Raw genomic sequence first — 22,162 nt, forward strand, 5'->3', positions numbered from 1 at the left:
TTATATCGGTAGCCGCCCCCTCCACGAGGCGCTAAAGGCGGCGCATTCGAAAGGATTATGACGTGATGACCGAGAAGAGTGGAGCCGATATCCTGATCGAGGCGCTGTGCGATCTCGGCGTGGAGGTCGTGTTCGGCTATCCGGGTGGTGCCGTGCTGCCGATCTACGACGCGCTGTTTCGCAGTGGCCGGATCAAGCACATCCTGGTGCGCCACGAACAGGCGGCGACGCACGCGGCGGAGGGCTATGCCCGCTCGACCGGCAAGCCCGGCGTGGTGCTCGTCACCTCGGGGCCTGGAGCGACCAACGCGGTCACCGGGATCACCGACGCGCTGATGGATTCGATTCCCATGGTCGTGATCACCGGCCAGGTGCCGACCGCGCTGATCGGCACCGACGCGTTCCAGGAGGCCGACACCGTCGGCATCACGCGCCATTGCTCGAAGCACAATTATCTCGTGAAGGACCCCGCCAAGCTCGGCGGCGTGATCCATGAGGCGTTCCACATCGCCACCTCGGGTCGTCCGGGTCCGGTGGTCGTCGACATTCCCAAGGACGTGCAGGTCGCCACCGCGCGCTATACCAAGCCCGGCCCGATCCAGCACAAGACCTATCGCCCGCAGGTGAAGGCCGACCAGTCGCAGATCGAGCAGCTCGTCGACATGCTCGCCGCGGCCGAACGCCCGATCCTGTACACCGGCGGCGGCATCATCAATTCCGGCCCCGCCGCGAGCCAGCTGCTGTGCGAGCTCGTCCGGATCACCGGCGCACCGGTGACCTCGACGCTGATGGGTCTCGGCGCCTATCCCGCGAGCGGTGAGCAGTGGCTCGGCATGCTCGGCATGCACGGCACGTACGAGGCCAACATGGCGATGAACCAGGCCGACCTCGTCGTCGCGCTCGGCAGCCGGTTCGACGACCGCGTGACCGGACGGCTCGATGCGTTCAGCCCGAATTCGCGGAAGGTGCATATCGACATCGATCGCTCGTCGGTGAACAAGACGGTGCGCGTCGATCTCGGGATCATCGCGGATGTCGGCCATGCGCTCGAGGACATGGTGCGGATCTGGAAGAGCCGTCAGCATCCCAAGCCCGACACGACCGACTGGCAGCGTCGTATCGCCGGCTGGCGCGCGGTGAAGTGCCTCGATTTCCCCGAGAACGACCCGAACGAGATCATGCCGCAGCGCGCGATCCGGGCGCTGTTCGACGCGACGAACGTGCGCAACCCGATCATCACGACGGAGGTCGGCCAGCACCAGATGTGGGCAGCCCAGCATTTCGGGTTCGAAAAGCCGAACAAGTGGCTGACGAGCGGCGGTCTCGGCACGATGGGCTATGGCCTGCCCGCCGCGATCGGCGCGCAGCTCGGCAACCCCAACGCGCTGGTGATCGACATCGCCGGCGAGGCGTCGATCCAGATGAACATCCAGGAGCTGGCGACCGCGTCGCAATACCGGTTGCCGGTGAAGATCTTCATCCTCAACAACCAGTATATGGGCATGGTCCGCCAGTGGCAGGAGCTTACCTATGAGAGCCGCTATGCCGAGAGCTATTCGGATTCGCTGCCCGATTTCGTCCGGTTGGGCGAGGCCTATGGCTGGAAGGGCATCCTGATCGAGACGCGCGACCAGCTCGACAGCGGGATCGCCGAGATGCTGGCCTATGACGGCCCGGTGATCGTCGATTGCCGCGTGTCGCAGCTGACCAACTGCTTCCCGATGATTCCATCGGGGGCGGCGCATACAGACATGATCCTGCAGGCGAACGAAGTGTCGGGCACGATGGACGACGAAGCGAAGGCGCTGGTTTGATGCATATTTCCCAGGAAAAGGCCGAGCGGCACACGCTCGCCGTCATCGTCGACAACGAACCGGGCATCCTCGCCCGGATCGCCGGCCTGTTCACCGCGCGCGGCTATAATATCGAGAGCCTGACCGTGTCGGAGATCACCGCCGACAAGGCGGTCAGCCGCATCACGATCGTCACCAGCGCATCGCCCGCGACGATGGAGCAGATCCTCGCGCAGCTCGACCGGCTCGTCCCCGTCCACAAGGTCACCGACCTGACCGCACAGGGCGCGCACGTCGAGCGCGAGCTCGCGCTGGTCAAGGTGCGCGGCACCGGCGACCACCGGATCGAGGCACTCCGCCTCGCCGACGTCTACCGCGCGCGCGTGGTCGATGCGACGACGTCGAGCTTCGTGTTCGAAGTGACCGGCGGGATCGACAAGATCGACAAGTTCGTCGAACTCATGGGCGAAGTCGGTCTGATCGAAGTCGCCCGCACCGGCATCGTCGCGATCGCCCGCGGCAAAGAGCCGGCCTGAATTTACCCCACGAGTTTTAACGAAGCCCGCCGCCCCCAACTCCGTCACCCCAGCGAACGCTGGGGTCTCCCGCGGCTCCTGTCCTGCAGGAGCCGCATGAGATACCAGCTTTCGCTGGTATGACGGATGTGCGGGCGCCGACGCTTTCCAATGCAACGCTTCAAGAAAGGACTCTCCCAATGCGTGTCTATTATGATCGCGACGCCGACCTGAACCTGATCACCGACAAGAAGATCGCGATCGTCGGTTACGGCTCGCAGGGCCATGCGCATGCGCAGAACCTGCGCGATTCGGGCGTCAAGGACGTCGCCATCGCGCTGCGTGAGGGCTCGGCGACCGCCAAGAAAGCGATCGAGGCCGGCTTCGCAGTCAAGTCGAACGCCGAGGCGGCCGCCTGGGCGGACATCGTCATGATCCTTGCCCCCGACGAGCATCAGGCCGCGATCTACGCGACCGACCTGCACGACAATCTGAAGCAGGGTGCGACGATTGCTTTTGCTCATGGCCTGAACGTCCATTTCGGCCTGATCGAGCCGCGCGCCGATCTCGACGTCATCATGATCGCACCCAAGGGCCCCGGCCACACCGTGCGCAGCGAATATGTCCGCGGCGGCGGCGTGCCCTGCCTGATCGCGATCGACCAGGACAAGTCGGGCAACGCGCACGACATCGCGCTTGCTTATGCCAGCGGCGTCGGTGGCGGTCGTTCGGGCATCATCGAGACCAACTTCCGCGAGGAGTGCGAGACCGATCTGTTCGGCGAGCAGGCCGTGCTGTGCGGCGGCATCACCCACCTGATCCAGGCCGGGTTCGAGACGCTGACCGAAGCCGGCTACGCGCCCGAAATGGCCTATTTCGAGTGCCTGCACGAGACCAAGCTGATCGTCGACCTGCTCTATGAGGGCGGGATCGCCAACATGCGCTATTCGATCTCGAACACTGCGGAATATGGCGACATCACCACGGGTCCGCGGATCATCACGTCCGAGACCAAGGCCGAGATGAAGCGCGTGCTGGCCGACATCCAGTCGGGCCGCTTCGTCAAGAACTTCATCCTCGACAACCGCGCGGGGCAGCCCGAGCTCAAGGCCGCGCGCAAGCAGGCGCTGGCGCATCCGATCGAGAAGATCGGCAGCGAACTGCGTGGGATGATGCCGTGGATCGGGAAGAATGCGCTGGTCGACAAAGCTAAAAACTGACGCCGTCAGTTTTCGCTTTATCGACCGGCCGGCACGCCGGAGCCCGCCCACAGGGCGCGGCTTCGCCGTGGCCGACGGGCGGGCGTGGGGCATGGGCGTCGCTCGGCCCATTCGCTAAGCTCCACCCCGGCGAAGGCCGGGGTCCAACTGGAAAGGTCGTAGTAACAGAGGACAATTCTCCGTTACCGTCGTCCCCCAATTGGGCCCCGGCCTTCGCCGGGGTGGTGGCGTTTGAGGGTAAGCGCGCCTCTCCCCCACCACTCCCGTTCCCCGCTACTCTCGTTCCCGCTACCCAGTTCTCCCGCCACTCTTGTTCCCCCGCGAAGGCGGGGCCCCAGGATTCCGGGCGGTGATCGTGGTTTAGCTGGGCCCCCGCGTCCGCGGGGGAGCAGCAACGAGCGTGCCTCCCCTACCCCCCACCGACCCAAATCCGAAACACAGCGTTGGCATAACGTCATTTGACGCGCTCCCTCCGCTCGGCCAGCATCGCGCGTTCAACAGGAGACCCCGCATGCGCCTAGTCCTAGCCACCATCCTCGCCCTCACCGCCGCTCCCGTCCTCGCCCAGACCGCCGCCGTCCCCGGCGCCCCCGTCAAAGCCCGCGTCGCCGCCGGCACCTATGCGGTCGACCCCAACCACACGCAGGTCACGTGGCAGGTCAACCATATGGGCTTCTCGATGCTCGAAGGTCAGTTCGGCGCATCGGGCGGCAGCATCATGATCGATCCCGCCAAGCCGAACGCAACCAAGGTCGAGGTCAATTTCGCGATCGACCAGTTGTCGGTCACCTCCGCACCGTTCACCGGCCATCTCAAGTCAAAGGATTTCTTTGACGTCGCCACGCACCCGACCGCCAAGTTCGTCTCGACCAAGGTCGTCGCGACCGGCGACAAGGCGACGATCACGGGTGACCTGACGATCAAGGGCGTCACCAAGCCTGTCGTGCTGCAGGCGACGTTCGTCGGCGCGGGCACGAACCCGATGAACAAGAAGGTGAACTTCGGCTTCCGCGCGACGAGTTCGATCAAGCGGAGCGATTTCGGGCTCGGTGCGGCGGTACCCGTGGTCTCTGACCGGGTCGACCTGACGATCAACGCGGCGTTCGCTGCGCAATAATACGTAACCCTGCCCTATCGCGCTGGACATTTACCGTGTCCGCGCGATAGGGAAGACGCAATGACTCACGGTCGCCTCCTGCTGCTTCGACTTACGCGCCCTTAGGCGCGCCGATCGTTTGCGTGGTGGCCAGCCCCCGCGCCTCGCGCCTAAGGGCTGACCCGAACGCTCCCGATCACGAGAGACACGAGCCATGCTGCGCGACCCATCGACCAAATACCGACCCTTCCCGCAAATCGACCTGCCCGACCGCCAATGGCCATCGAAGACGATCGTTTCACCGCCGCGTTGGCTGTCGACCGATCTTCGCGACGGCAACCAGGCGCTGATCGACCCGATGGATGCCGAGAAGAAAACGCGCTTCTTCGACCTGCTCTGCAAGGTCGGGCTGAAGGAGATCGAGGTCGGTTTCCCGAGTGCCGGCGCGACCGAATTCGACTTCATCTCGGGGCTCGTAAAGACCGGCCGCATCCCCGACGACGTGGCGATCCAGGTGCTGACCCAGTCGCGCCGCGACCTGATCGAGACGAGCTTTGCCAGCCTCGTCGGCGCCAAGACCGCGATCGTCCACCTCTACAACGCGGTCAGCCCGGCATGGCGCAAGATCGTGTTCGGCATGGACCGCGCACAGGTGAAGCAGATCGCGATCGACGGCGCCAAGGTGCTGCGCGACGAGGCCGCCAAGCAGCCGAACGTCCGCTGGCAGTTCGAATATTCCCCTGAGACCTTCTCGACCGCCGAACTCGAGTTCAGCCTCGAGGTCTGCGAGGCGGTGATGGACGTCCTGATGCCGACGCCCGAGAACCCGATCATTTTCAACCTGCCCGCCACCGTCGAGTGCGCGACGCCGAACATCTATGCCGACCAGATCGAATGGTTCGGCCGCCACATCCGCAATCGTGACTCGGTCGCGATCAGCCTGCACACGCATAACGACCGCGGCACCGGCGTCGCCGCGGCCGAGCTCGGTATGATGGCGGGCGCGGACCGCGTCGAGGGCTGCCTGCTCGGCAATGGCGAGCGCACCGGCAATTGCGATCTCGTGACCGTCGCGCTCAACATGTACACGCAAGGCGTCGACCCGAAGCTCGACCTGTCGGACATCGACGGCGTCGTGAACACGGTCAACTACTGCACCAACATCCCCGTCCACCCGCGCACGCCCTATGCCGGCGACCTCGTCTTCACCGCATTTTCCGGGTCGCACCAGGACGCGATCAAGAAGGGGTTCGCCGCGCAGGAGGCGAAGAACGACACGTTGTGGGAGGTCCCGTATCTCCCGATCGACCCCGCCGATCTGGGCCGCAGCTACGAGGCGGTGATCCGTGTCAATTCGCAGTCGGGCAAGGGTGGCGTCGCCTGGGTGATCGAACAGGACAAGGGGCTGAAACTGCCCAAGCGTCTCCAGGCCGATTTCAGCCGCCACGTCCAGGCCTATGCCGACCAGACGAGCCGCGAGCTGAATGCCGCGGATATCTGGAGTCTGTTCGAGCGGACCTACATGCCGCAGGCGGACGACCGCGTGACCCTGCGCGATTACGAGGAGAGCGGAACCGCGGGCCAGCGCGTCTTCATCGGCCGCGTCGCGATCGATGGCGAGGAACGGTCGATCTCGGGGCGCGGCAACGGGCTGATCTCGGGCGTGATCGCGGCGATCGCGGAGTCGACCGGGCCGACGCTCGATGTGGTGGATTACAACGAGCACGCGATCGGTCACGGCGCAGACGCGCAGGCGGCAGCGTATGTCGAATGCCGGACCGCGGCGGGCAAGACGGTGTTTGGTGTCGGCATGGACACCGACATCGCCACCGCCTCGGTGCGCGCGGTGTTGTCCGCGGCGAACCGGGCTTAAACCACCCCACCCCCGTCATCCTGGGCTCGACCCAGGATCCAGAGCCACGGACGCTGGCGCGCGTGGCTCTGGATCCTGACTTTCGTCAGGATGACGGCGGTCAGCGCTCGCGCACGATCTCGCAGCCGACCCGGGCATCCGGATAGACGTCGGCCTTCACCGTCCGCACCTTCACCCGCCGGACGCGCGCATCGCCGAGACACAGCGCGGCGATCGCCTCGCACAGCGTCTCCTGCAACGCGAACGGCCGGTCCGCCGCGAGCGCGAGGATCCCCTCGCGGACGAAATCATAATCGAGCACCTCCTCGATCGCATCCTCGCCGAGCGGCGCCGGATACGCGACCGTCATCTCGACCGCGACGACCACGCGTTGCGGCGCGACCTCGTGCGGGTGGATTCCCAGCCGCATCATCACCTCGAGCCCGTCGAGGATCGTCGTGAATTCAGCCATTGCGCCCCCCGCTGCGCCCCTCGAACATCACGTCGCCGTCACGCGCGAGGAAACGCTGGCCGCAATCCACGAACAGCGTCTGCCCGGTCACGCCCTTCGCAGCCAGCAACCACGCGACCGCGTCCGCCACCGCGTCCGCACCGACTGGCCGCCGCAGAAGATTGTCGCTCGCCACCGCCGCGAACTCGGCGTCGGTCTGGTCGCCGCTCGGCAGCGTCAACCCCGGCGCCACCGCGTTGACGCTGATCCGCGGCCCCAGCGCCTGCGCCAGCATCACCGTCGCCCCCTCGAGCGCGATCTTGCCGCAGCTATAGGAGAAGAAGTCGGGGTTGAGGTTCGCGACCTTCTGGTCGAGCAGGTTGACGACCGCGCCGTCGCGGACATCCTCCTGCGACGTCAGCGCCGACGCGAGCAGCACCGGCGCGCCGCAGTTGATCGCGGCAAGCTCGGCAAACAACGCAGGATCGACTCCGGGCGGCCGATCAAAGTCGAACTTCGATGCGCAGTTGACCAGCCCGTCGATCGGCCCGCCGATCGCGTCCCGCGCCGCCGCGAACAGATCGCCGATCGCGCCCAGATCGCTCAGATCGCCTTCGACCGCCGCCGCACGCCCGCCGATCGCGGCGATCTCCTCGACCAGCGCCGCGGCCTCATCGGGCGAATGCCCCTGATGCACGACCACCGCATGCCCGTCCGCCGCCAGCCGCCGGACGATCGCCGCGCCCAGCCGTTTCGCCCCGCCCGTCACCAGCACGGTCCGGCACAGCGCTGGCATCAGGCGCGGTGCCCCATCAGCGACAACACCTCCTTGCGGCTGCGCTCGTCGTCGCGAAACACGCCCATCATCCGGCTCGTCACCATCGCAACCCCCGGCGTCCGGACGCCGCGCGCGGTCATGCACGCGTGGCTCGCCTCGATGACGACCGCCACGCCGAGCGGCTTGAGGTTTTCCCAGATGCAGTCCGCCACTTCTGCGGTCAGTCGCTCCTGCACCTGCAACCGGCGCGCGAAACCATGCAGCACCCGCGCGAGCTTCGAAATCCCGACGACATGGTTGCGCGGCAGATAGGCAATGTGCGCCTTACCGATGATCGGCGCCATGTGATGCTCGCAATGCGACTGGAACGGGATGTCCTTCAGGAGCACGATCTCGTCATAGCCCCCGACCTCCTCGAACACGCGCGCGAGATGTTGGGCGGGATCGTCGCCATAGCCCGCGCAATATTCCTTCCAGGCCCGCGCGACGCGTCGCGGCGTATCGATCAATCCCTCCCGCGTGGGATCGTCACCGGTCCAGCGGATCAGCGTGCGGATAGCCGCCTCGACGTCTTGCGGGACGATCAGCTTGCCATCTGCTCCGACCGTATCGGAGAAAGGCGTTTCAGCGATCATCACGGCGCTCCATCATTCTGCCGCGACTGCGGCGTCCAGGGTGTCATAGGTCTAAATCGGCCGCATTGCATCACGGCGCATGGGCCGCCGCGGCTCGTCCCCGCAGCGCCCATGCCGTTCCCATACAGCGTATAGGCGCCAACGCACGGTCGCGCGACCGGCCAGCGTCGCCGCACGGGTCTGCGGTGCTTGGCCGTAGGGTGCCGGTCAGCGCGGTCCCAGGCGTTCCGCATGCCAGGCGACATGGTCCGCCATGAAGGTCGATATGAACGCATAGCTGTGATCATAGCCCGGCTGCATCCGCAACGTCAGGTCGATCCCCGCCGCGGCACACGCCGCCTCGAGCAGATCGGGCTTGAGCTGCGCGTGCAGGAAGCCGTCGGCATCGCCCTGGTCGACGAGGATGTCGGCGATCCGCGCGCCGTCGTCGATCAACGCACACGCGTCATAGGCGCGCCACGTTCCGCGATCCGGGCCGAGATACCCGCCCAGCGCCTTCTCGCCCCACGCACAGTGCAGCGGCGACGCGATGGGCGCGAACGCCGAGACGCTCGCGAACCGGTCGGGATTGCGCAGCGCGATCGTCAGCGCACCATGCCCACCCATCGAATGGCCCATGATCCCCTGCCGCGCCATGTCCGCCATGGCGAATTCAGCGGCGATCAGCGCGGGGAGCTCGTCCTCGACATACCGCTTCATCGCGAAGTTCGCGGCCCAGGGTTCCTCGGTCGCATCGACGTAGAACCCCGCACCCTTGCCAAAATCATAGCCCTCGTCGTCGGGCACCGCGTCGCCGCGCGGGCTCGTGTCCGGCGCGATCAGGATGACGCCGTGCTCGGCGCACGCGCGCCGGTATTCGCCCTTGTCCATGACGTTCGCGTGGGTGCAGGTCAGTCCCGAAAGGAACCACAGCACGGGCAGGCGTGCGTCATCGTCGTGCGGCGGGACATAGACCGCGAAGGTCATGTCGGTGCCGGTCGCGGCCGACGCGTGGCGGTACACGCCTTGCGTTCCGCCAAATGCCTTGGTGGTGGAAACCGTCTCCATCGCCATCACGCGACCCGGTGCAGCGCGCACAGCTTGTTGCCCGCGGGATCGCGCAGATAGGCGAGGTACAGCCTTCGTCCGCCGGTCGCCTCACGGATGCCGGGGGGATCTTCGCAGGCGGTCCCCCCCGCGGCCAGCCCCGCCGCGTGCCACGCATCGGCGGCGTCGGTCGATTCGGCAGCGAACCCCAGCGTGCCGCCATTGGCGTGCGTCGCAGGCTCGCCGTCGATCGGCTTGGTCAGCAGGAAACGGCTGCCGCCATGCGCGTAGATCACCCGGCCCCATTCATCGACGATACCCGCCGGCACGCCGAGCGCGCCCAGCGCGGCATCGTAGAACGCCTTCGATGCGCCGATATCGTCGGCGCCGATCATGATGTGCGAAAACATGGCGTTCCCTCTCAATAGATCACGACGGAGCGGATGCTCTCGCCGGCGTGCATCAGGTCGAAGCCCTTGTTGATCTCGTCGAGCGTCAGGCGGTGCGTGATCATCGGGTCGATCTCGATCATCCCGTTCATGTACCAGTCGACGATCTTGGGCGTGTCCGTCCGCCCGCGCGCGCCGCCGAACGCGGTTCCGCGCCAGTTACGCCCGGTGACGAGCTGGAACGGGCGCGTGCTGATCTCCTTGCCCGCCTCGGCCACGCCGATCACGATCGACGTGCCCCAGCCGCGGTGGCACGCCTCGAGCGCCTGACGCATCACGGTGGTGTTACCGGTCGCGTCGAAGGTGAAGTCGGCACCGCCATCGGTCATCGCGACGATGTGGGGGACGATGTCGCCCACCTCCTTCGGGTTGGCGAAATGCGTCATGCCAAAGCGATGGCCCCATTCCTCGCGGTCGGGGTTGATGTCGACGCCGACGATCATCCCGGCGCCTGCGAGCTTCGCGCCCTGGATCACGTTCAGCCCGATCCCGCCGAGCCCGAACACGACGACGGTATCGCCGGGCTGGACCTTCGCCGTGTGGACCACCGCGCCCACCCCCGTCGTCACGCCGCAGCCGATATAGCAGGACGTGTCGAACGGCGCGTCCTCGCGGATCTTGGCGACCGCGATTTCGGGGAGCACGGTGAAGTTCGAGAAGGTCGAGCAGCCCATGTAATGGAAGATCGGCTGCCCCTTGTAGCTGAACCGCGTCGTGCCGTCGGGCATCAGCCCTTTCCCTTGTGTCGCGCGGATCGCGGTGCACAGGTTGGTCTTGCCGCTGAGGCACGACTTACACTGGCGGCATTCTGGCGTGTAGAGCGGGATGACGTGATCGCCGACCGCAACGCTCGTCACGCCCGCGCCGATCTCGCGCACGATGCCGGCGCCTTCATGGCCAAGAACGCTCGGGAAAAGACCTTCCGAATCAAGCCCATCAAGCGTGTACGCGTCGGTGTGACAAAGGCCCGTGGCCATGATTTCGACGAGGACCTCACCGAATTTCGGGCCTTCCAGGTCGAGCTCGACGATCTCGAGTGGTTTTTTCGCTTCGAACGCGACGGCAGCGCGGGTCTTCATGAACGGGTCTCCTGACTGGCCGCCCTGATGCCCGGAGGTGGTGGCATCCGCAACCCGCGCGCCGTGCAACCAATGCGTTAATCACGCGCTTGATCCTTACTAATCAAGGAGATGGCAGAGTGAAGGATCCCAAAAAGGGCGACGAGGTCACCTGGAAGTCGCCCGGCGGCGAGGCGCACGGCGTGGTCGAAAAGAAGCAAACCAGCGATACCAAGATCAAGGGACATACCGTCCGCGCCTCCTCGGACGACCCGCAATACATCGTAAGGAGTGACAATGGCGGCAAGGCAGCGCACAAGGCGGGCGCGCTCAACAAGGCGTGACCACGCGCGCAGTGCCTAACGCACGCACGCGAACAGGAAGGAATGCTTATGGCTACAGCTCCCAAGACCGGCGGCATCCACGCCCCCGTCCAGCCCTCTCCCGAGCTCGCTGAGATCGTCGGCAAGGACAAGCTGCCGCGCAGCGAAGTGATCAGCAAGGTGTGGGTCTATATCAAGGCCAACAATCTTCAGAATCCCGAGAACAAGCGTGAGATCCTCGCCGACGAGAAGCTCAAGAAGGTTTTCGGTCGCGACAAGTGCACGATGTTCGAGATGAACAAGTACATCTCGCAGCACGTGAAGGCCTGAGCCCGACCGTGATGCCAGGCGACGCCGGCCGCTTCGACGAAGTGGCCGACGTCGCCTGATCGGCATCACCGGCGATGTGACGACAGAATCCGCGGCGCGCAGGCCCCGCTTGATCCCCTCGCCCGACCGACCTAAAAAGCCTCGATGCCCCCGTAGCTCAGCCGGATAGAGCGACGGTTTCCTAAACCGTAGGCCGCGTGTTCAAATCTCGCCGGGGGCACCAGCTTTTTAGCCATTTGTTGCTCCTTCCAACTGTAGTTCATTGGTGCAATTGAACCTACCATTCGAGCGCATCGGCGGCGGTGGACAGGAATTGAGGTGCAAACCTCGCGTACACGCGCTCGGTGATCCTGCCGTCCGTGTGGCCTAGGAACTGCGCAATCTGCGTCATCGGGACCGCCTGCTCGGCCATCCAAACGGCCGCGCTATGGCGAAGCATATGCGGCGTGGCCTTGATGCCTGCGCGCACGCATGCCGCGGCGAACCCCTTCTTCACCGACCCAATCTTCTCCAGCCCGTGCTCGATCACATAGTCCGACAGCGCGCCGGCCTTCGCTTCCTCGAGCGTCGCCCGCAGCTGGGCGTTCATCGGCACCGTCGCCCGGTACTTGCTCGTCTGCACCCGATCGACCGGGTTGAGCGTGATCAGCCCACGGGCGAAATCGACTTGGTCCCATTTGAGATCGAGCAGCGCGTTGGACCGCGCCCCGGTCCCGACCGCCAGCTTCATAAACAGCTGCACGTGCGGCCGGACCGCCGAGTCGACCAGCTTGCGAAAGTCCGCCTTCGAGAGGTGGCCGACCTGCGACGCCGGCAGCTTCGGCATCTGGATAAACGGCGCGGCCGTGATCATCTTGTGCTTCGCTGCCCAGTTCAGCGCGGCGCGGATCACGGCAAGTTCGTTGCGCACGGTGATCGCGCGGCAATGGGCGCGGCGGGCGCGGTAATCTTCTGACGCCTGAATGTCGACGCGACCGATCGGCAGCTTGTCCCAGAACTCCTGCGCGGCCTTCCACGCCACCTCGGCGCGCTTGATCGACAGCATCCCGGCCCGAGCCTTCAAATAGGCTCGCACCGCCTCGCCGACGGTGTCCGCCTGGCCGCCTACTGCGCGCCGCTGCCAGAACGCGCGCGCTGCGGACTCGCCTGACGATCGATCAGTCGTTCCAAGCGAATGCCGGTGTCGTTTGCCCTCTTCGAACCAGACGATCGCAAGGACGCCTCGGTATCGTTGGATGCTATATTCTGACATTCGTAACGCTCCACCTCTTCGGCGCGGATCCTGAGCAGCTTTCCGCCCAGCTTGAAGGCAACCAGATTCCCGCTGTGGATCAGGCTGTAGATTGTGTCGGTCCCGCAGCCCCACCGATCGGCGAGGCCTGTGACGTTGAAGACGGCGGCGCTCATCGGCTCTGTCCTTCCTGATCTGTGAGGTGGGCTTTTGCGGCAAGGGCGAGCGGGGCAAGCCAACTGCCACCGCCTCGCTGAACCTTGGTCAACGCTGCAACACTGGCGTACGAGAGCGCGAGTTCACGGGCCATGTAGACCGGCCAATCAGGCAGCCGCTGCGGAGCAAGGCTCATCGCCGGGAGCTCTCGGCTATTGATGTGAGATAGGAAGATCGATCGGGCCCTGCCGACCGCAATGGCGCGTTGAGGTCGCTCCAGCAGAGGAGTTGATCATGACCGAGAGCAACCCAGCCGACCCGAGCAAGGCTGACTTCGCGGACACGGCGAAAAAAAGCACCGACGCCGGCATCGCGGATGAGAGCGCTGCATATGAGCAAGCCATTGACGGCGATGACGATGATCAAGTTGCCGAGGGTAAGTGGAAGTCGACCGACGACGGAAGCGGCACCAGCGAGACGGACTGAGCTCGACCGAATGCTACCGGCGCAAGGACGCTTACCGAGGTGATTTATGGGCAGGCCGCTATTGACCTGCCCAGTCCCGCAATGAGACAGGTGACGGATCAGATGGAGCCGGCGGCTTATGATCAATGACGACGGCAGCTTCCAACTGGAATTCACCGACAATAGTGCCCCCGGAGTTTTCGAACCGGTGACAACCATTGTCCGTGGCCAGCTGTCACCAGCGGCGGCCGTACATTTTGCGCTGCTCGAACGTAACAAATCGCCGGAAAGAGTAGCCACTCTACTTCGAGCCGCGGTCGAAAATCGATGGCGTATCGAGGGCCTTCGCGCCGGAGATCTCGTCGTGCGGACGACCGATTTCCGGAGGTAGCAGACGACAGGCGCGGCACTCATCAATCCTGCGCAGCGTACTGATAGGGCGCGGTCTGTCGTTCCACGGTCCGGCGTGCGTTCCGCGCGGTCGTTCGCAACCGGCGCTGTTGCAAGGCTATCCTTGCCGGCACCGACGCCAACGAAATGGCGAGCGCTCATGCAACGACCTTCGAACAGGTTGGCTGGGCGTCGGCCTCGACGACGGGCGGCCGGGAATGGCGAATCCCGCGGGGACGGACCGAGGCAGTCGGGGAAAGGGGCACGAAGCCGCGCCGATCGTTGCCGCGCAGGGCGGTCATGATCTGGGGCCAGCGGTGATAGAGGTCTTCGACGAAGACTACAGCCGCGATGACGAACATCGACAACAGGCAGCCGATACCGGCGCCGTACATGAACAGGTCCCAGGTCACGGGCGAACTCCACGGCTTGCGATTGAGAAAATGAGGTCGATCATGATCTCGGGCGACACGCGGCCGGCGAGATCGGGAACGGGTGGCAGCTGGGGCCAAGGCAGCGCTGGCCCGGTCATGCGGCCCTGCGCGTGTGGCCGCGCGAGCGCGAGGCGGTGGTCCAGCCATCAGCCTCGACGAGCTTCTCGGCGCCGTTGGGGGCGATCACCCGCACCCTGCCGTCTGCGCGCGTTGAAAGGATCGGGCAGTCGAACTGGTAGACCGCAGGAAGCCCAAGGCCGCTGTAGATCTCGTGGTCTGCGGCGTTACGCTGCACCTTCATGGCGGGCGCCGTGAGTACGTCGATACCGCGGCTGATCAGAGACCGGCTCTGCTCGACCGTAAAACGATCGCCCCCGGTGACGCTGTGGTCGCCGAAGCCGGTCTTCACGCCACCACGGATCGATCCGTACCAGCACGACGGTGCCTTCGACGGCGTGACGTAGATGGTGGCGGGCTGCCGGCCGATGATCTCGCCCATGGCGCGCGGGCGTGGGGCATAGGTCATGCGCAGGCCCTCAGATATTCGATGGCCTTGACGCTCGCGCCGGCCATGTGCTGCGAACGGCGCGCGACGAGCTCGGCGTCGTACTGGTGGGCTGCATCAGCTTGCGCCAAGCGCGCCAGCTGCGCGGCAGCGGCCTCGACCGCGCGCTCCAGCTGCTCCATGTTCGGGCGGCGCCCCATCTTCTGGCGCAGGCGCTCGTGTTCCTCGATGATCAGCCGCAGCCCGAATGGCTTGAGGTTGAGGCGGTGCGCGCGCGCCGCGATGGTATCGCGGATCGCTGCGGCCTGCGCGACCGCGCCGGGCAGCAGTTGGTGCGAATTCTCAGCGCGGTGCGCGAGCGCAACCCGTTCCTCGGCAATCGCCAGCCGATGGCATGCCGATGACATATCGAGGATCGTCTGATCGAGGTCAGGGTCGTGCGACTTGATCGTGCGACCGGTCATGCGAGCGCCCCGCGCTGCGGCGCCGGGTTGGCGGAAAGCTCGCGCTCCCATTCCCGGCGGCCGGGCCATTCGATGAAGTAGACGCCGGCCAGCACCACGGCGTCGCCGCCATCCAGGTGCTTCTCGAAGGTCGGCCAGCCGACGACATCGGTCTGCTCGATATGGCAGTGATTACAGAGCGGCAGGCAGTGGCGGTCAGCGACTTTGGTCGATGCGCCCTTCCCGCCTGCGATGTCGACATGCGCGGCTACGATCGGGTTCGTGTCGCTGCCGACATGCTTACACCGCGCGCACGGTAGCTTTCGCAGCCACCGCTTGTATTCCTCGGCGCACTTCCACGCTGGGCGCCCTGCCCGCGGCGGCTTCCGAGTTTGAAATGCTGAGCGGGAAAAGCCCACGTCGATCTCCTACCGGGCCGGAGTAGCCTGATAGAAGCGCTATAGTAGGACACGTCCTACGCTGTCAACGGTTAAGTGGGACACGTCCTACATAACGACTCGCCGCATCGATGCGTGCTTTTATAGGTCGCGGGCGAACCGGATGACCCGACCGCCGATCAGGAGCTCGCCCGGCTCGACTTCGTAATTCTCGACCAAAGGGTTGTCCGACACCACCAGGATACGCCCATCCTTGACTGGCCGGAGACGCTTGATAGCTGCCGCGCCGTTGATCGATACCGCCCATATCCGGTCAGCCTGGTTGAGCGTCCGCTGCGTAATGTCGATCCAAACCAGATCCGCGCTGTTCAAGGTCGGGTGCATGCTGTCCCCTACCCCCGTTGCGATGCGCAGCATTTCGGGTGACGTGCGTGTAAACGACCGGACATAGCCCAAGTCGAACGCGACGCGCTCTTCCTCGACGTAATCGTCTACGTTTGCGCCCGCTCCCATGGAGAATGCCAGGTCCAGCTTGATGATCTCAACCGTGTCGCCGCCATCTGCGGAGTGCGCGACCGGCTGATCCGGGACCGAGGCTGCGACGGCGAGCGGCTGCCCGTACACGATGCGGACCAGCTTCTCTGATTCCATGCCCATGACCTGCGCGATCGCGCGCAACGTGTCAGGCTGCGGGCGTTTGCTGACGCCTCGCATGATGTCGTAAATCGGCTTCCCGGTCTTCCCCATCTTGGCGCGATAAAGCGTGTCGAAATGCTCTCGCGTCTTGCCAGACGTGGAGATCGTGCGAAGCAAGATTTCCTGCAATGGCGTCGGGAGCGGCTCGTCAGTCATGTAGGATGCATCCCACATTTCCGGATCAGCGTGAATGATAGGAGAGTTCCTACTAATCCTGCTTGACGGTAGGACGCTTCCTACGTACATGGTTGGTCCATGGACACGCCAATTCCCCCGCTGCCGGAGACGATCGAAGCGTTCCTGACGCTGCACGACATGGCTCCAGTTACGTTTGGCCGGCTGGCCGCTAAGGATCCCCATTTCGTTCGCGACATTCGCGGCGGGCGGCGGGTCTGGCCCGAAACAGACGCGAAGATCCGTGCTTTCATGGCGAGCCACACGCCCCCCGTCGAACAGAAGCGGGCGGCATAGGTGATGCTCTCCCTCCCCTCCATGGAGCCCGCACGCGTCTCCGGCATCGCATCGGCGGTGCTGGTGATGAACGGCGACACGTTCTCCATGCACACTGTGTCTGATCCTGTGTACGCCGAGGCTCCCGTCCTCGACGTCACGCTCTGCACGGCCTGCGGGTGCCGAGCCGCAATTGCGGTTCGGTCCTGCCAAACGCCGGTCTGCCCCTCCCGTGATCGAAAGGCCGCCTGATGCGAAAGCTTGCGTTGATCGTCGTCGTCGGCCTGCTGATCGCGCTGATCGCCGCGGCTGTCCTCAGCCAGTCCGTTCGCCAGATCGGCACCGGTTATCTGCTGGGCGCCGCCTGGATGGTGGCCGTATCCGTCGTCTTGAACACGGCGAGCGGCCGCGTCGGTGACCCATCCAAATACGGCGACGAGCTCGCCTGGATGGGCACTGGCAGCATGGATGGTTTCGACGTTCATGCCGGGTCTTCTACGCGTGACGCGGGACAGCATCATGTCCACTGAGTCGCGAATTGCACAGGAAGTCGCGGAACGTCAGGTGATGATGTTCTCGATGTTCGTAGGCCCCGGCACGCCCATGACGCGCGCCGCGCTGTCAGTGCGTACCGGGATCCCCGAGAGCACGCTCAAGAGCTACGCCAATGGCGCGGCCATGCCCCTTCATGTCGCCCTCGTGCTCCGCAAGTTCCTGCCTCGCGAGGCCATGAACATGCTGACCGAGCCAGGTGACGTCCGCTTCACGCCGATCGAGCAGTCGGAAGCCTGCTGGGACGGTATCGCCGCTGCTGCATCGGGCCTTGTTGCCGAGGTCTGTGTCGCTCGGTCGGACGGCAAGATTGATCACGTCGAGGCAGCCAAGCTGAAAACGCGCGCCCGCGCCGTCATCGCCCAGCTGTCGGACGCGGTCGACGAATAACTGACGAATATTACGCGGAAAACCCCGCAACGGAGATGACTATGGACGCGCTCAGTAGCGCAGTGCCGGTTGAGCCCGGTTCTGCGAACGGTTCTTCGCGGCCGATGCACTACGACGTGCGCGCGGGGATCGCAGCGTGACGCGCCCGAAGAGCCGCACCACGCCAGCGGTAGCCGTCGACGCCGCAGCGGCGCAGCGGTCGCTGGTCGAGGCGCTGTTGCTCACGCACTCACTGCAGGACGTCTACGCGATGCTCTCGGGCACCGTCTCGGGTGCCGGCGTCACCTATGATCGGATCCGATACGCCCGGAAGCGCATGATGCGCGAAGGGAAGCCGGTCTGGGTTGGCCCGCGCCCGGCGCGCGCGCTTCGAGGCTCGAGCGCTCCAACCAAGAACCGTCCGGACAAGATCGACCCGTCTGAACAGCTGCGGCGGGCCATGGTTCGGATGTTCGAGCACAAAGCCAAATTGCTCGGCTGCTCTGTCGCCACAGCGAAGATCCTGACGCTCTACAGCCCCGCCCAGATCGCGCGCATGGCTGACGCTACCTCGATCGGGATGCACTGACATGCAGACCGATACTCATAGCTGCGCCGCTAAACCGGCTCACCTGTCGAGCATGGCAGACCTCGACGCGGCCATGCGCGCGCGCGGCGACGCCCGGCGCCAGCAGGAGGCAGCCGAACAGGCCAAGCGGAAGGCCGCTAAGCGAGCCTCCAAAGCGGCTCACACGCACCTTCTATCGGTCCCGCGCATGGCTGGGCTGATGAAGGCCGGCGCGCTGCTGGGCAGTGCCGCGGCGCTCGCCGAGGCTATGAACATCGAGCCACGCAGCCTGCGCGCGAAGACCAGCGCCGAGCGGGGCGTGTCGTGTGACGATCTTCGGGCGGCGGCCGATGCGCTCGACGCGCGCGCCGCGCTGATGGTCGAGCACGCCGCCAAGCTTCGTGCGGAGGCGATTGCCGCGTGACCCTCCTGACGGGCTTTGACCTGTGCCGAGCGGCAATGAATGTCGAAGGCATCAGCGCGCCTGAACAAAGCGTGCTGAACGTGCTCGCCATCATGGCGAACGACGAGGCTCGTTGCTGGCCCGGGATCAACGGTCCGACCGGGCTGACGGCCAAGACGAAGCTGTCAGAGCGCAGCGTCCAGCGCGCAGTGCAAGCGTTAAAAGATGCGGGCCACATCAACTGGCAGGACCTGCCTGGCCGGGGTCGGATATATCTCGTTCACCCCCGTCAGTCTGGCCCCCCCGTCACTGTGGCACCCCGTCACACAGTCACCCCCGTCAGAGAGGCGCCTACCCCCGCCACTGTGGCACCCAAACTACCAAGAACCACCATACCTCAGAAGGCTGCGCCTTCTTCGGGTTCGCGAGCCAAGCCGGTCAAGCCGTCCATGACCCATCTGCCAGACGACTTCGCACCGGTGATGAAGTCGGGATCCATAACCGAGACAACCGTCAGCGGTTGGCCGCCCGGCAGGGTCGAGGACGAGCTTGAGCACTTCGCCGATCATCATCGGGTGAGGGCAACACTGAGCGCAGATTGGCAGGCCTCGTGGAGGACCTGGGTCAAGAATTCAAGGAAATGGGAACCCCGAAATGGCAACGCGGTATCTGGACGACCAGGGCATCAATCCGATCTTCGCGGGGCGCGCCCTGACCCTGCCCTCGACATGCGACGAGCAGCGCGAGCAGCCCAGGCGAGCAACGGTGCCCCCGATCATCGGGGAGATCATAGCGAACCTCGGCTTGCGCTATCGACCATCTGGAAAGGCTGATCTTGAGGCTCACGCCGAGGCCCTCGTGCTGCTGGCTGAGGACTGCGCGGACATGCCCCCGCCTCTTCTCGACAGCGCGGCGCGGCGCTGGGCGCGGGAAAGCAAGTTCATGCCAAAGGCCAGCGAGCTTCGTGAGGCCGCCTTGGCAGTTCAGGCCGATGCCGTCCGCGGCAGCGATGTAGGCACCGAGCAGCTGCGCGCTCACTGTGACAAGCTCAATGCCATGTCATGGGTTCGACAGTCGCGCCGCCCGTTCATCATCAGCCAGCGCCAGGCCGACGACAAGATCATCCGCTTCGTCGATCGAGCAGCATGACACATACCTATAAGAGCAGGGGTTGAGACGATGGGGCGAGCAGCGAAGGCGAGCACAAAAATCAAGCGGCAGCCGAAGACGGCAGAGCAGCGCATGGCCGAAGCTGTGACTGCCAAGGGCGAAGCGATCGGCGCACCCGCGATCCAGGTGGCGCGTGGGATGCATGCTATCGTCGACGTCCCGCTGCGTGATGCCGGCCGTGTGGTGACCGAGCACACACTGATAAATCGAGGCGGCACGCCGGTCGCGCGGTGGAAGGCGGCCAAGCTGCTGTCGGAGAGCCAAGTCGCTGCTATCGATCATTGCGAGACGCTATGGGCGCAACTGGGCGGCAAGGCCTTGGTTATGGATCTGGCGCGCATTCCCGGCGCTGGTCAGGGCAATGGCTGGGCAGAGCAGGAAGCGCTCGACGATCTGAAGCGGATCAAGGCCTATATCCCGGCCAAGTATTGGTCGGTTTTCGAGAACGTTTGTCGTTTCGATGAGACCGCGGGTTTCGCTGGATCGGCGTTGACCGACTGCCGAAATGATCAGGTGGCGACAGCGCGTGTCACCGTCCAGTTCGTCGCGGATATTATCGCCATGAAGGAGAGGCTGTCGTAGGCGACGCCCCTTCGGCCGATCAACCGACCGAAGGGGCATGAACTTAATTCTTCACGGCCACGCCAGTTTGGACGCTAACCGGGGCGGCCGGTGCCACCACCATCGGTGCGGCATTCGGTACAACCGCAACCGAAATGTCCTCATCAACGAACGCTTTGACCGGCGAGCCCAATGGAATCTCCGCGCTTGTTCCGGTCATGAAGAACCCAGCAACCGGCAGAAGCGCAACAGCGCCGACAACCCCAGCGGTGCCGGTCGTGCCCTTGTCATCAAGCACGCCAGTCATGCGGATCTGTCGTCCATTCGCCCGGACGTATAGGACGCGCGCATTGATGCGCCCCGACTTGCCCCACATTCCCTTGTTACGCACCTCGGTGATCTCTCCGACGGCAGGGCTGCCGGCAGGAATTACGACGTTCCCGTCCACCGTTACGTTATCTGCCGTCTCAAGCTGGAAGCGCTGACCAACCTTCAGCTTCTTGCCCTTTGTGGTCAGTGCCTCCGACATTTTGAGCGGGACTGAGGTCCCGGCGCGCAGCGTGCCGGTGGTGATTGCTGCCGCCGCGGTCGGACCTGTTTGAGCCTGGACAGCAGGCGCAGAAAAAGTGAGCGCGCAAACAAGCGCGCTGATAGCGATTTTCATTGGTATCCCCTCCTCATCGGCCTCCCCAGGCCGAGCGCACGAAGACTGTGGGCAATCCGCAATCTGGTCAATCAGTTAGAACATCCATTATCGATATATTTTGGACGTTGACTACTTCACCCCCGCAACGTATCCAGATGACCAGTTGTCAGAGCCGCGCCCGCAAGGGTTGCGGCTCTTTTCGTATGTGCCACGGAGGGCGTCATGTGACGACGCGGTATCAGCCAACTACCGCGGACGTGGTGGAGGCGATCGGCATGCGCGTGCTGCGTATCGCCGAGGATATGGCGAGTGGATCTCGTCACCAAGGGCGCAGCGAACGGCTCATTGAGCAGGCTGAGCAGGCAGCGATCGACCTCCGAGCCGTTGTCCGAGGGCGGTGAGCCCCACCCCTTTGGGTCCTTCCCGGGCTCTCAGGCAATACGGGGGGCAAAGGCGTGAACGATCCCCAGCTACAGATCGCCAAAGGGGTCCGCACCTGAAATGTCCGCACCCTCCGACACCGTCAGTATCCGCGAGTTTGCCCGCATTGATGGGTGCAGCGACAAGCTAGTCCGCCGCGCAATAAGCGAAGGAAAACTGCGGGTTTCGGCCGATGGGAAGCTTGATCGCGCCCTCGCTGGAACGGGCTGGCGACGGACCAACCGGAGGGCCGCCGAGGGTGCGGACAGTGGTGCGGACACCAAGCAAATGTCCGCACCCGCTGTCCGCACCTCGAAGCGCGCGGCGAAAGTGTCCGCACCCGCCGATGATGGCCCGGATCCGCTACGTCTCGACGACGAGGATTTCATCGCCGAGGTCCTTGCCGGCCGGTTCGCCCTCACCGGTGAGGCCGAGCGCGTAAAGGAGAACGGGCTCGCCGCTCGCAGCCTGCTGGCGGCCCGGCGCGAAGCTGGCGACGTCGTAGATCTCGAAGTCGCCGAGACCCTTATGTTCAACATGGCGCGGTCGCTGCGTGATGCCTGGCTCAATTGGCCGTCGCGCGTCTCGCCGCTGATCGCTGCCTCCCTTGGGATCGCTGTCGAGTCGCTGCTGGAGGCGCTGAACGAGCATGTCCAGCAGCACCTCGCCTCCCTCGGCGAGCCGGAAGCCGACTTCGCAAACGCAGAGTAAGGGCGAACGGCTAGAACGATCGTGGCGGCGGGGGCTCACCCCACCGCCACGCATCAGCGTCCCCGAGT

30 protein-coding genes and 1 tRNA gene are annotated in these 22,162 nt (G+C 64.9%); 17 read left to right on the forward strand and 14 right to left on the reverse strand.

The window, feature by feature from the left end:
• Positions 1-65: 65 nt before the first annotated feature.
• The 5 genes from ASE72_RS01815 to leuA all read left to right on the forward strand — a co-directional run bounded on the left by ASE72_RS01815 (position 66) and on the right by leuA (position 6,497).
• Positions 66-1,814 carry an acetolactate synthase 3 large subunit gene (locus tag ASE72_RS01815; protein WP_056015886.1) on the forward strand — a complete coding sequence of 583 codons (1,749 nt, stop codon included), beginning with the start codon at positions 66-68 and terminating at the stop codon, positions 1,812-1,814.
• Positions 1,814-2,329: an acetolactate synthase small subunit gene (gene ilvN, locus ASE72_RS01820; protein ID WP_031395186.1), complete on the forward strand. Its 516-nt coding sequence runs from the start codon at positions 1,814-1,816 to the stop codon at positions 2,327-2,329. Before ASE72_RS01815 ends, ilvN begins: the two co-directional genes overlap by 1 nt.
• A gap of 179 nt (positions 2,330-2,508) precedes the next feature.
• Positions 2,509-3,528, forward strand: coding sequence for a ketol-acid reductoisomerase (gene ilvC / locus ASE72_RS01825; RefSeq protein WP_055872745.1), 1,020 nt, complete (start codon positions 2,509-2,511; stop codon positions 3,526-3,528).
• 511 nt (positions 3,529-4,039) lie between these two features.
• Positions 4,040-4,645: a YceI family protein gene (locus tag ASE72_RS01830; RefSeq protein ID WP_056015888.1), complete on the forward strand. Its 606-nt coding sequence runs from the start codon at positions 4,040-4,042 to the stop codon at positions 4,643-4,645.
• Positions 4,646-4,838: 193 nt separating this feature from the next.
• Positions 4,839-6,497 carry a 2-isopropylmalate synthase gene (gene leuA, locus ASE72_RS01835; RefSeq protein ID WP_056015890.1) on the forward strand — a complete coding sequence of 553 codons (1,659 nt, stop codon included), beginning with the start codon at positions 4,839-4,841 and terminating at the stop codon, positions 6,495-6,497.
• A gap of 100 nt (positions 6,498-6,597) precedes the next feature.
• Here the strand turns inward: leuA and ASE72_RS01840 are convergent, their stop codons facing one another.
• The 6 genes from ASE72_RS01840 to ASE72_RS01865 all read right to left on the reverse strand — a co-directional run bounded on the left by ASE72_RS01840 (position 6,598) and on the right by ASE72_RS01865 (position 10,894).
• Complete coding sequence (locus tag ASE72_RS01840) at positions 6,598-6,948, reverse strand: dihydroneopterin aldolase (RefSeq protein ID WP_056015892.1); 351 nt, start codon at positions 6,946-6,948, stop codon at positions 6,598-6,600.
• Entirely contained in the window at positions 6,941-7,723 is a 783-nt protein-coding gene (locus ASE72_RS01845; protein ID WP_056015893.1) for an SDR family oxidoreductase, read from the reverse strand. The genes ASE72_RS01840 and ASE72_RS01845 overlap by 8 nt, the downstream gene beginning before the upstream one ends.
• Entirely contained in the window at positions 7,723-8,340 is a 618-nt protein-coding gene (gene folE / locus ASE72_RS01850) for a GTP cyclohydrolase I FolE (protein ID WP_056015896.1), read from the reverse strand. The genes ASE72_RS01845 and folE overlap by 1 nt, the downstream gene beginning before the upstream one ends.
• A 207-nt stretch (positions 8,341-8,547) precedes the next feature.
• Entirely contained in the window at positions 8,548-9,393 is an 846-nt protein-coding gene (fghA, locus tag ASE72_RS01855; protein WP_056018737.1) for an S-formylglutathione hydrolase, read from the reverse strand.
• Positions 9,393-9,776, reverse strand: a complete 384-nt coding sequence (locus ASE72_RS01860) for a VOC family protein (protein ID WP_056015898.1) — start codon at positions 9,774-9,776, stop codon at positions 9,393-9,395. Before ASE72_RS01860 ends, fghA begins: the two co-directional genes overlap by 1 nt.
• A gap of 11 nt (positions 9,777-9,787) precedes the next feature.
• Positions 9,788-10,894 (reverse strand): S-(hydroxymethyl)glutathione dehydrogenase/class III alcohol dehydrogenase, encoded by a 1,107-nt coding sequence (locus tag ASE72_RS01865; protein WP_056015900.1) that lies wholly within the window; start codon positions 10,892-10,894, stop codon positions 9,788-9,790.
• Between the two features lie 119 nt (positions 10,895-11,013).
• Between ASE72_RS01865 and ASE72_RS01870 the strand changes: the two genes are divergently transcribed.
• The 3 genes from ASE72_RS01870 to ASE72_RS01880 all read left to right on the forward strand — a co-directional run bounded on the left by ASE72_RS01870 (position 11,014) and on the right by ASE72_RS01880 (position 11,749).
• On the forward strand, positions 11,014-11,217 hold the full coding sequence (locus ASE72_RS01870) for a DUF2945 domain-containing protein (protein WP_056015902.1): 204 nt from the start codon (positions 11,014-11,016) through the stop codon (positions 11,215-11,217).
• Between the two features lie 48 nt (positions 11,218-11,265).
• Positions 11,266-11,526 carry an SWIB/MDM2 domain-containing protein gene (locus ASE72_RS01875; RefSeq protein WP_056015904.1) on the forward strand — a complete coding sequence of 87 codons (261 nt, stop codon included), beginning with the start codon at positions 11,266-11,268 and terminating at the stop codon, positions 11,524-11,526.
• A gap of 146 nt (positions 11,527-11,672) precedes the next feature.
• Positions 11,673-11,749: transfer RNA gene (locus ASE72_RS01880), tRNA-Arg, on the forward strand.
• Positions 11,750-11,803: 54 nt separating this feature from the next.
• Here ASE72_RS01880 and ASE72_RS01885 read toward each other — a convergent pair.
• Both ASE72_RS01885 and ASE72_RS20745 read right to left on the reverse strand, forming a co-directional pair.
• Positions 11,804-12,571: a tyrosine-type recombinase/integrase gene (locus ASE72_RS01885; RefSeq protein ID WP_235532192.1), complete on the reverse strand. Its 768-nt coding sequence runs from the start codon at positions 12,569-12,571 to the stop codon at positions 11,804-11,806.
• Between the two features lie 59 nt (positions 12,572-12,630).
• Entirely contained in the window at positions 12,631-12,933 is a 303-nt protein-coding gene (locus ASE72_RS20745; protein ID WP_082445724.1) for a helix-turn-helix transcriptional regulator, read from the reverse strand.
• A 274-nt stretch (positions 12,934-13,207) separates the two neighbouring features.
• Between ASE72_RS20745 and ASE72_RS01890 the strand changes: the two genes are divergently transcribed.
• On the forward strand, positions 13,208-13,399 hold the full coding sequence (locus tag ASE72_RS01890; protein WP_156350043.1) for a hypothetical protein: 192 nt from the start codon (positions 13,208-13,210) through the stop codon (positions 13,397-13,399).
• Between the two features lie 527 nt (positions 13,400-13,926).
• Here ASE72_RS01890 and ASE72_RS01895 read toward each other — a convergent pair.
• The 5 genes from ASE72_RS01895 to ASE72_RS01915 all read right to left on the reverse strand — a co-directional run bounded on the left by ASE72_RS01895 (position 13,927) and on the right by ASE72_RS01915 (position 16,400).
• Complete coding sequence (locus ASE72_RS01895; protein ID WP_056015913.1) at positions 13,927-14,181, reverse strand: hypothetical protein; 255 nt, start codon at positions 14,179-14,181, stop codon at positions 13,927-13,929.
• A 115-nt stretch (positions 14,182-14,296) separates the two neighbouring features.
• Entirely contained in the window at positions 14,297-14,728 is a 432-nt protein-coding gene (locus tag ASE72_RS01900; protein WP_056015916.1) for a hypothetical protein, read from the reverse strand.
• Positions 14,725-15,171: a hypothetical protein gene (locus tag ASE72_RS01905; protein WP_056015919.1), complete on the reverse strand. Its 447-nt coding sequence runs from the start codon at positions 15,169-15,171 to the stop codon at positions 14,725-14,727. Before ASE72_RS01905 ends, ASE72_RS01900 begins: the two co-directional genes overlap by 4 nt.
• Positions 15,168-15,569 carry a DUF968 domain-containing protein gene (locus ASE72_RS01910; RefSeq protein ID WP_056015922.1) on the reverse strand — a complete coding sequence of 134 codons (402 nt, stop codon included), beginning with the start codon at positions 15,567-15,569 and terminating at the stop codon, positions 15,168-15,170. The genes ASE72_RS01905 and ASE72_RS01910 overlap by 4 nt, the downstream gene beginning before the upstream one ends.
• Positions 15,570-15,689: 120 nt before the next feature.
• Positions 15,690-16,400 carry a S24 family peptidase gene (locus ASE72_RS01915; protein ID WP_162235447.1) on the reverse strand — a complete coding sequence of 237 codons (711 nt, stop codon included), beginning with the start codon at positions 16,398-16,400 and terminating at the stop codon, positions 15,690-15,692.
• Between the two features lie 99 nt (positions 16,401-16,499).
• Here ASE72_RS01915 and ASE72_RS01920 point away from each other — a divergent pair, with 99 nt between their 5' ends.
• The 7 genes from ASE72_RS01920 to ASE72_RS01950 all read left to right on the forward strand — a co-directional run bounded on the left by ASE72_RS01920 (position 16,500) and on the right by ASE72_RS01950 (position 20,338).
• Positions 16,500-16,715 carry a hypothetical protein gene (locus ASE72_RS01920; RefSeq protein ID WP_056015928.1) on the forward strand — a complete coding sequence of 72 codons (216 nt, stop codon included), beginning with the start codon at positions 16,500-16,502 and terminating at the stop codon, positions 16,713-16,715.
• 245 nt (positions 16,716-16,960) lie between these two features.
• A complete protein-coding gene (locus ASE72_RS01925) occupies positions 16,961-17,224 on the forward strand; it encodes a hypothetical protein (protein WP_156350045.1) in 264 nt (87 codons plus the stop codon).
• Positions 17,196-17,636 (forward strand): hypothetical protein, encoded by a 441-nt coding sequence (locus tag ASE72_RS01930; RefSeq protein WP_156350047.1) that lies wholly within the window; start codon positions 17,196-17,198, stop codon positions 17,634-17,636. The genes ASE72_RS01925 and ASE72_RS01930 overlap by 29 nt, the downstream gene beginning before the upstream one ends.
• A gap of 136 nt (positions 17,637-17,772) precedes the next feature.
• Entirely contained in the window at positions 17,773-18,204 is a 432-nt protein-coding gene (locus tag ASE72_RS01935; RefSeq protein WP_056015938.1) for a hypothetical protein, read from the forward strand.
• Between the two features lies 1 nt (position 18,205).
• Complete coding sequence (locus ASE72_RS20060; protein ID WP_156350049.1) at positions 18,206-18,607, forward strand: hypothetical protein; 402 nt, start codon at positions 18,206-18,208, stop codon at positions 18,605-18,607.
• A gap of 633 nt (positions 18,608-19,240) precedes the next feature.
• Positions 19,241-19,735 carry a hypothetical protein gene (locus ASE72_RS01945; protein ID WP_056015944.1) on the forward strand — a complete coding sequence of 165 codons (495 nt, stop codon included), beginning with the start codon at positions 19,241-19,243 and terminating at the stop codon, positions 19,733-19,735.
• Between the two features lie 30 nt (positions 19,736-19,765).
• Positions 19,766-20,338, forward strand: coding sequence for a hypothetical protein (locus tag ASE72_RS01950; protein ID WP_156350051.1), 573 nt, complete (start codon positions 19,766-19,768; stop codon positions 20,336-20,338).
• Between the two features lie 43 nt (positions 20,339-20,381).
• On the opposite strand, the gene ASE72_RS01955 is transcribed toward ASE72_RS01950, so the two are convergent.
• Entirely contained in the window at positions 20,382-20,981 is a 600-nt protein-coding gene (locus ASE72_RS01955) for a hypothetical protein (RefSeq protein ID WP_056015950.1), read from the reverse strand.
• A 483-nt stretch (positions 20,982-21,464) separates the two neighbouring features.
• On the opposite strand from ASE72_RS01955, the gene ASE72_RS01960 reads away from it, so the two are divergent.
• Entirely contained in the window at positions 21,465-22,094 is a 630-nt protein-coding gene (locus ASE72_RS01960) for a hypothetical protein (protein WP_056015953.1), read from the forward strand.
• Positions 22,095-22,162: the final 68 nt, after the last annotated feature.

This window comes from Sphingomonas sp. Leaf20 (assembly GCF_001421535.1).
Taxonomy (GTDB): domain Bacteria; phylum Pseudomonadota; class Alphaproteobacteria; order Sphingomonadales; family Sphingomonadaceae; genus Sphingomonas.

What these genes read in the sequence shown, in the direction of transcription:
- ASE72_RS01830 (WP_056015888.1), top strand. Translation starts at nt 4,040, where the DNA reads ATGCGCCTAGTCCTAGCCACCATCCTCGCCCTCACCGCCGCTCCCGTC.
- fghA (WP_056018737.1), bottom strand. Translation starts at nt 9,393, where the DNA reads ATGGCGATGGAGACGGTTTCCACCACCAAGGCATTTGGCGGAACGCAA.
- ASE72_RS01815 (WP_056015886.1), top strand. Translation starts at nt 66, where the DNA reads ATGACCGAGAAGAGTGGAGCCGATATCCTGATCGAGGCGCTGTGCGAT.
- ASE72_RS01865 (WP_056015900.1), bottom strand. Translation starts at nt 10,894, where the DNA reads ATGAAGACCCGCGCTGCCGTCGCGTTCGAAGCGAAAAAACCACTCGAG.
- leuA (WP_056015890.1), top strand. Translation starts at nt 4,839, where the DNA reads ATGCTGCGCGACCCATCGACCAAATACCGACCCTTCCCGCAAATCGAC.
- ASE72_RS01960 (WP_056015953.1), top strand. Translation starts at nt 21,465, where the DNA reads ATGTCCGCACCCTCCGACACCGTCAGTATCCGCGAGTTTGCCCGCATT.
- ASE72_RS20060 (WP_156350049.1), top strand. Translation starts at nt 18,206, where the DNA reads ATGCAGACCGATACTCATAGCTGCGCCGCTAAACCGGCTCACCTGTCG.
- ASE72_RS01905 (WP_056015919.1), bottom strand. Translation starts at nt 15,171, where the DNA reads ATGACCGGTCGCACGATCAAGTCGCACGACCCTGACCTCGATCAGACG.
- ASE72_RS01915 (WP_162235447.1), bottom strand. Translation starts at nt 16,400, where the DNA reads ATGACTGACGAGCCGCTCCCGACGCCATTGCAGGAAATCTTGCTTCGC.
- folE (WP_056015896.1), bottom strand. Translation starts at nt 8,340, where the DNA reads ATGATCGCTGAAACGCCTTTCTCCGATACGGTCGGAGCAGATGGCAAG.
- ASE72_RS01875 (WP_056015904.1), top strand. Translation starts at nt 11,266, where the DNA reads ATGGCTACAGCTCCCAAGACCGGCGGCATCCACGCCCCCGTCCAGCCC.
- ASE72_RS01860 (WP_056015898.1), bottom strand. Translation starts at nt 9,776, where the DNA reads ATGTTTTCGCACATCATGATCGGCGCCGACGATATCGGCGCATCGAAG.
- ASE72_RS01945 (WP_056015944.1), top strand. Translation starts at nt 19,241, where the DNA reads ATGGCAACGCGGTATCTGGACGACCAGGGCATCAATCCGATCTTCGCG.
- ilvC (WP_055872745.1), top strand. Translation starts at nt 2,509, where the DNA reads ATGCGTGTCTATTATGATCGCGACGCCGACCTGAACCTGATCACCGAC.
- ASE72_RS01840 (WP_056015892.1), bottom strand. Translation starts at nt 6,948, where the DNA reads ATGGCTGAATTCACGACGATCCTCGACGGGCTCGAGGTGATGATGCGG.
- ASE72_RS01845 (WP_056015893.1), bottom strand. Translation starts at nt 7,723, where the DNA reads ATGCCAGCGCTGTGCCGGACCGTGCTGGTGACGGGCGGGGCGAAACGG.
- ASE72_RS01890 (WP_156350043.1), top strand. Translation starts at nt 13,208, where the DNA reads ATGACCGAGAGCAACCCAGCCGACCCGAGCAAGGCTGACTTCGCGGAC.
- ASE72_RS01900 (WP_056015916.1), bottom strand. Translation starts at nt 14,728, where the DNA reads ATGACCTATGCCCCACGCCCGCGCGCCATGGGCGAGATCATCGGCCGG.
- ASE72_RS01950 (WP_156350051.1), top strand. Translation starts at nt 19,766, where the DNA reads ATGGGGCGAGCAGCGAAGGCGAGCACAAAAATCAAGCGGCAGCCGAAG.
- ASE72_RS01920 (WP_056015928.1), top strand. Translation starts at nt 16,500, where the DNA reads ATGGACACGCCAATTCCCCCGCTGCCGGAGACGATCGAAGCGTTCCTG.
- ilvN (WP_031395186.1), top strand. Translation starts at nt 1,814, where the DNA reads ATGCATATTTCCCAGGAAAAGGCCGAGCGGCACACGCTCGCCGTCATC.
- ASE72_RS01885 (WP_235532192.1), bottom strand. Translation starts at nt 12,571, where the DNA reads ATGCTGTCGATCAAGCGCGCCGAGGTGGCGTGGAAGGCCGCGCAGGAG.
- ASE72_RS20745 (WP_082445724.1), bottom strand. Translation starts at nt 12,933, where the DNA reads ATGAGCGCCGCCGTCTTCAACGTCACAGGCCTCGCCGATCGGTGGGGC.
- ASE72_RS01955 (WP_056015950.1), bottom strand. Translation starts at nt 20,981, where the DNA reads ATGAAAATCGCTATCAGCGCGCTTGTTTGCGCGCTCACTTTTTCTGCG.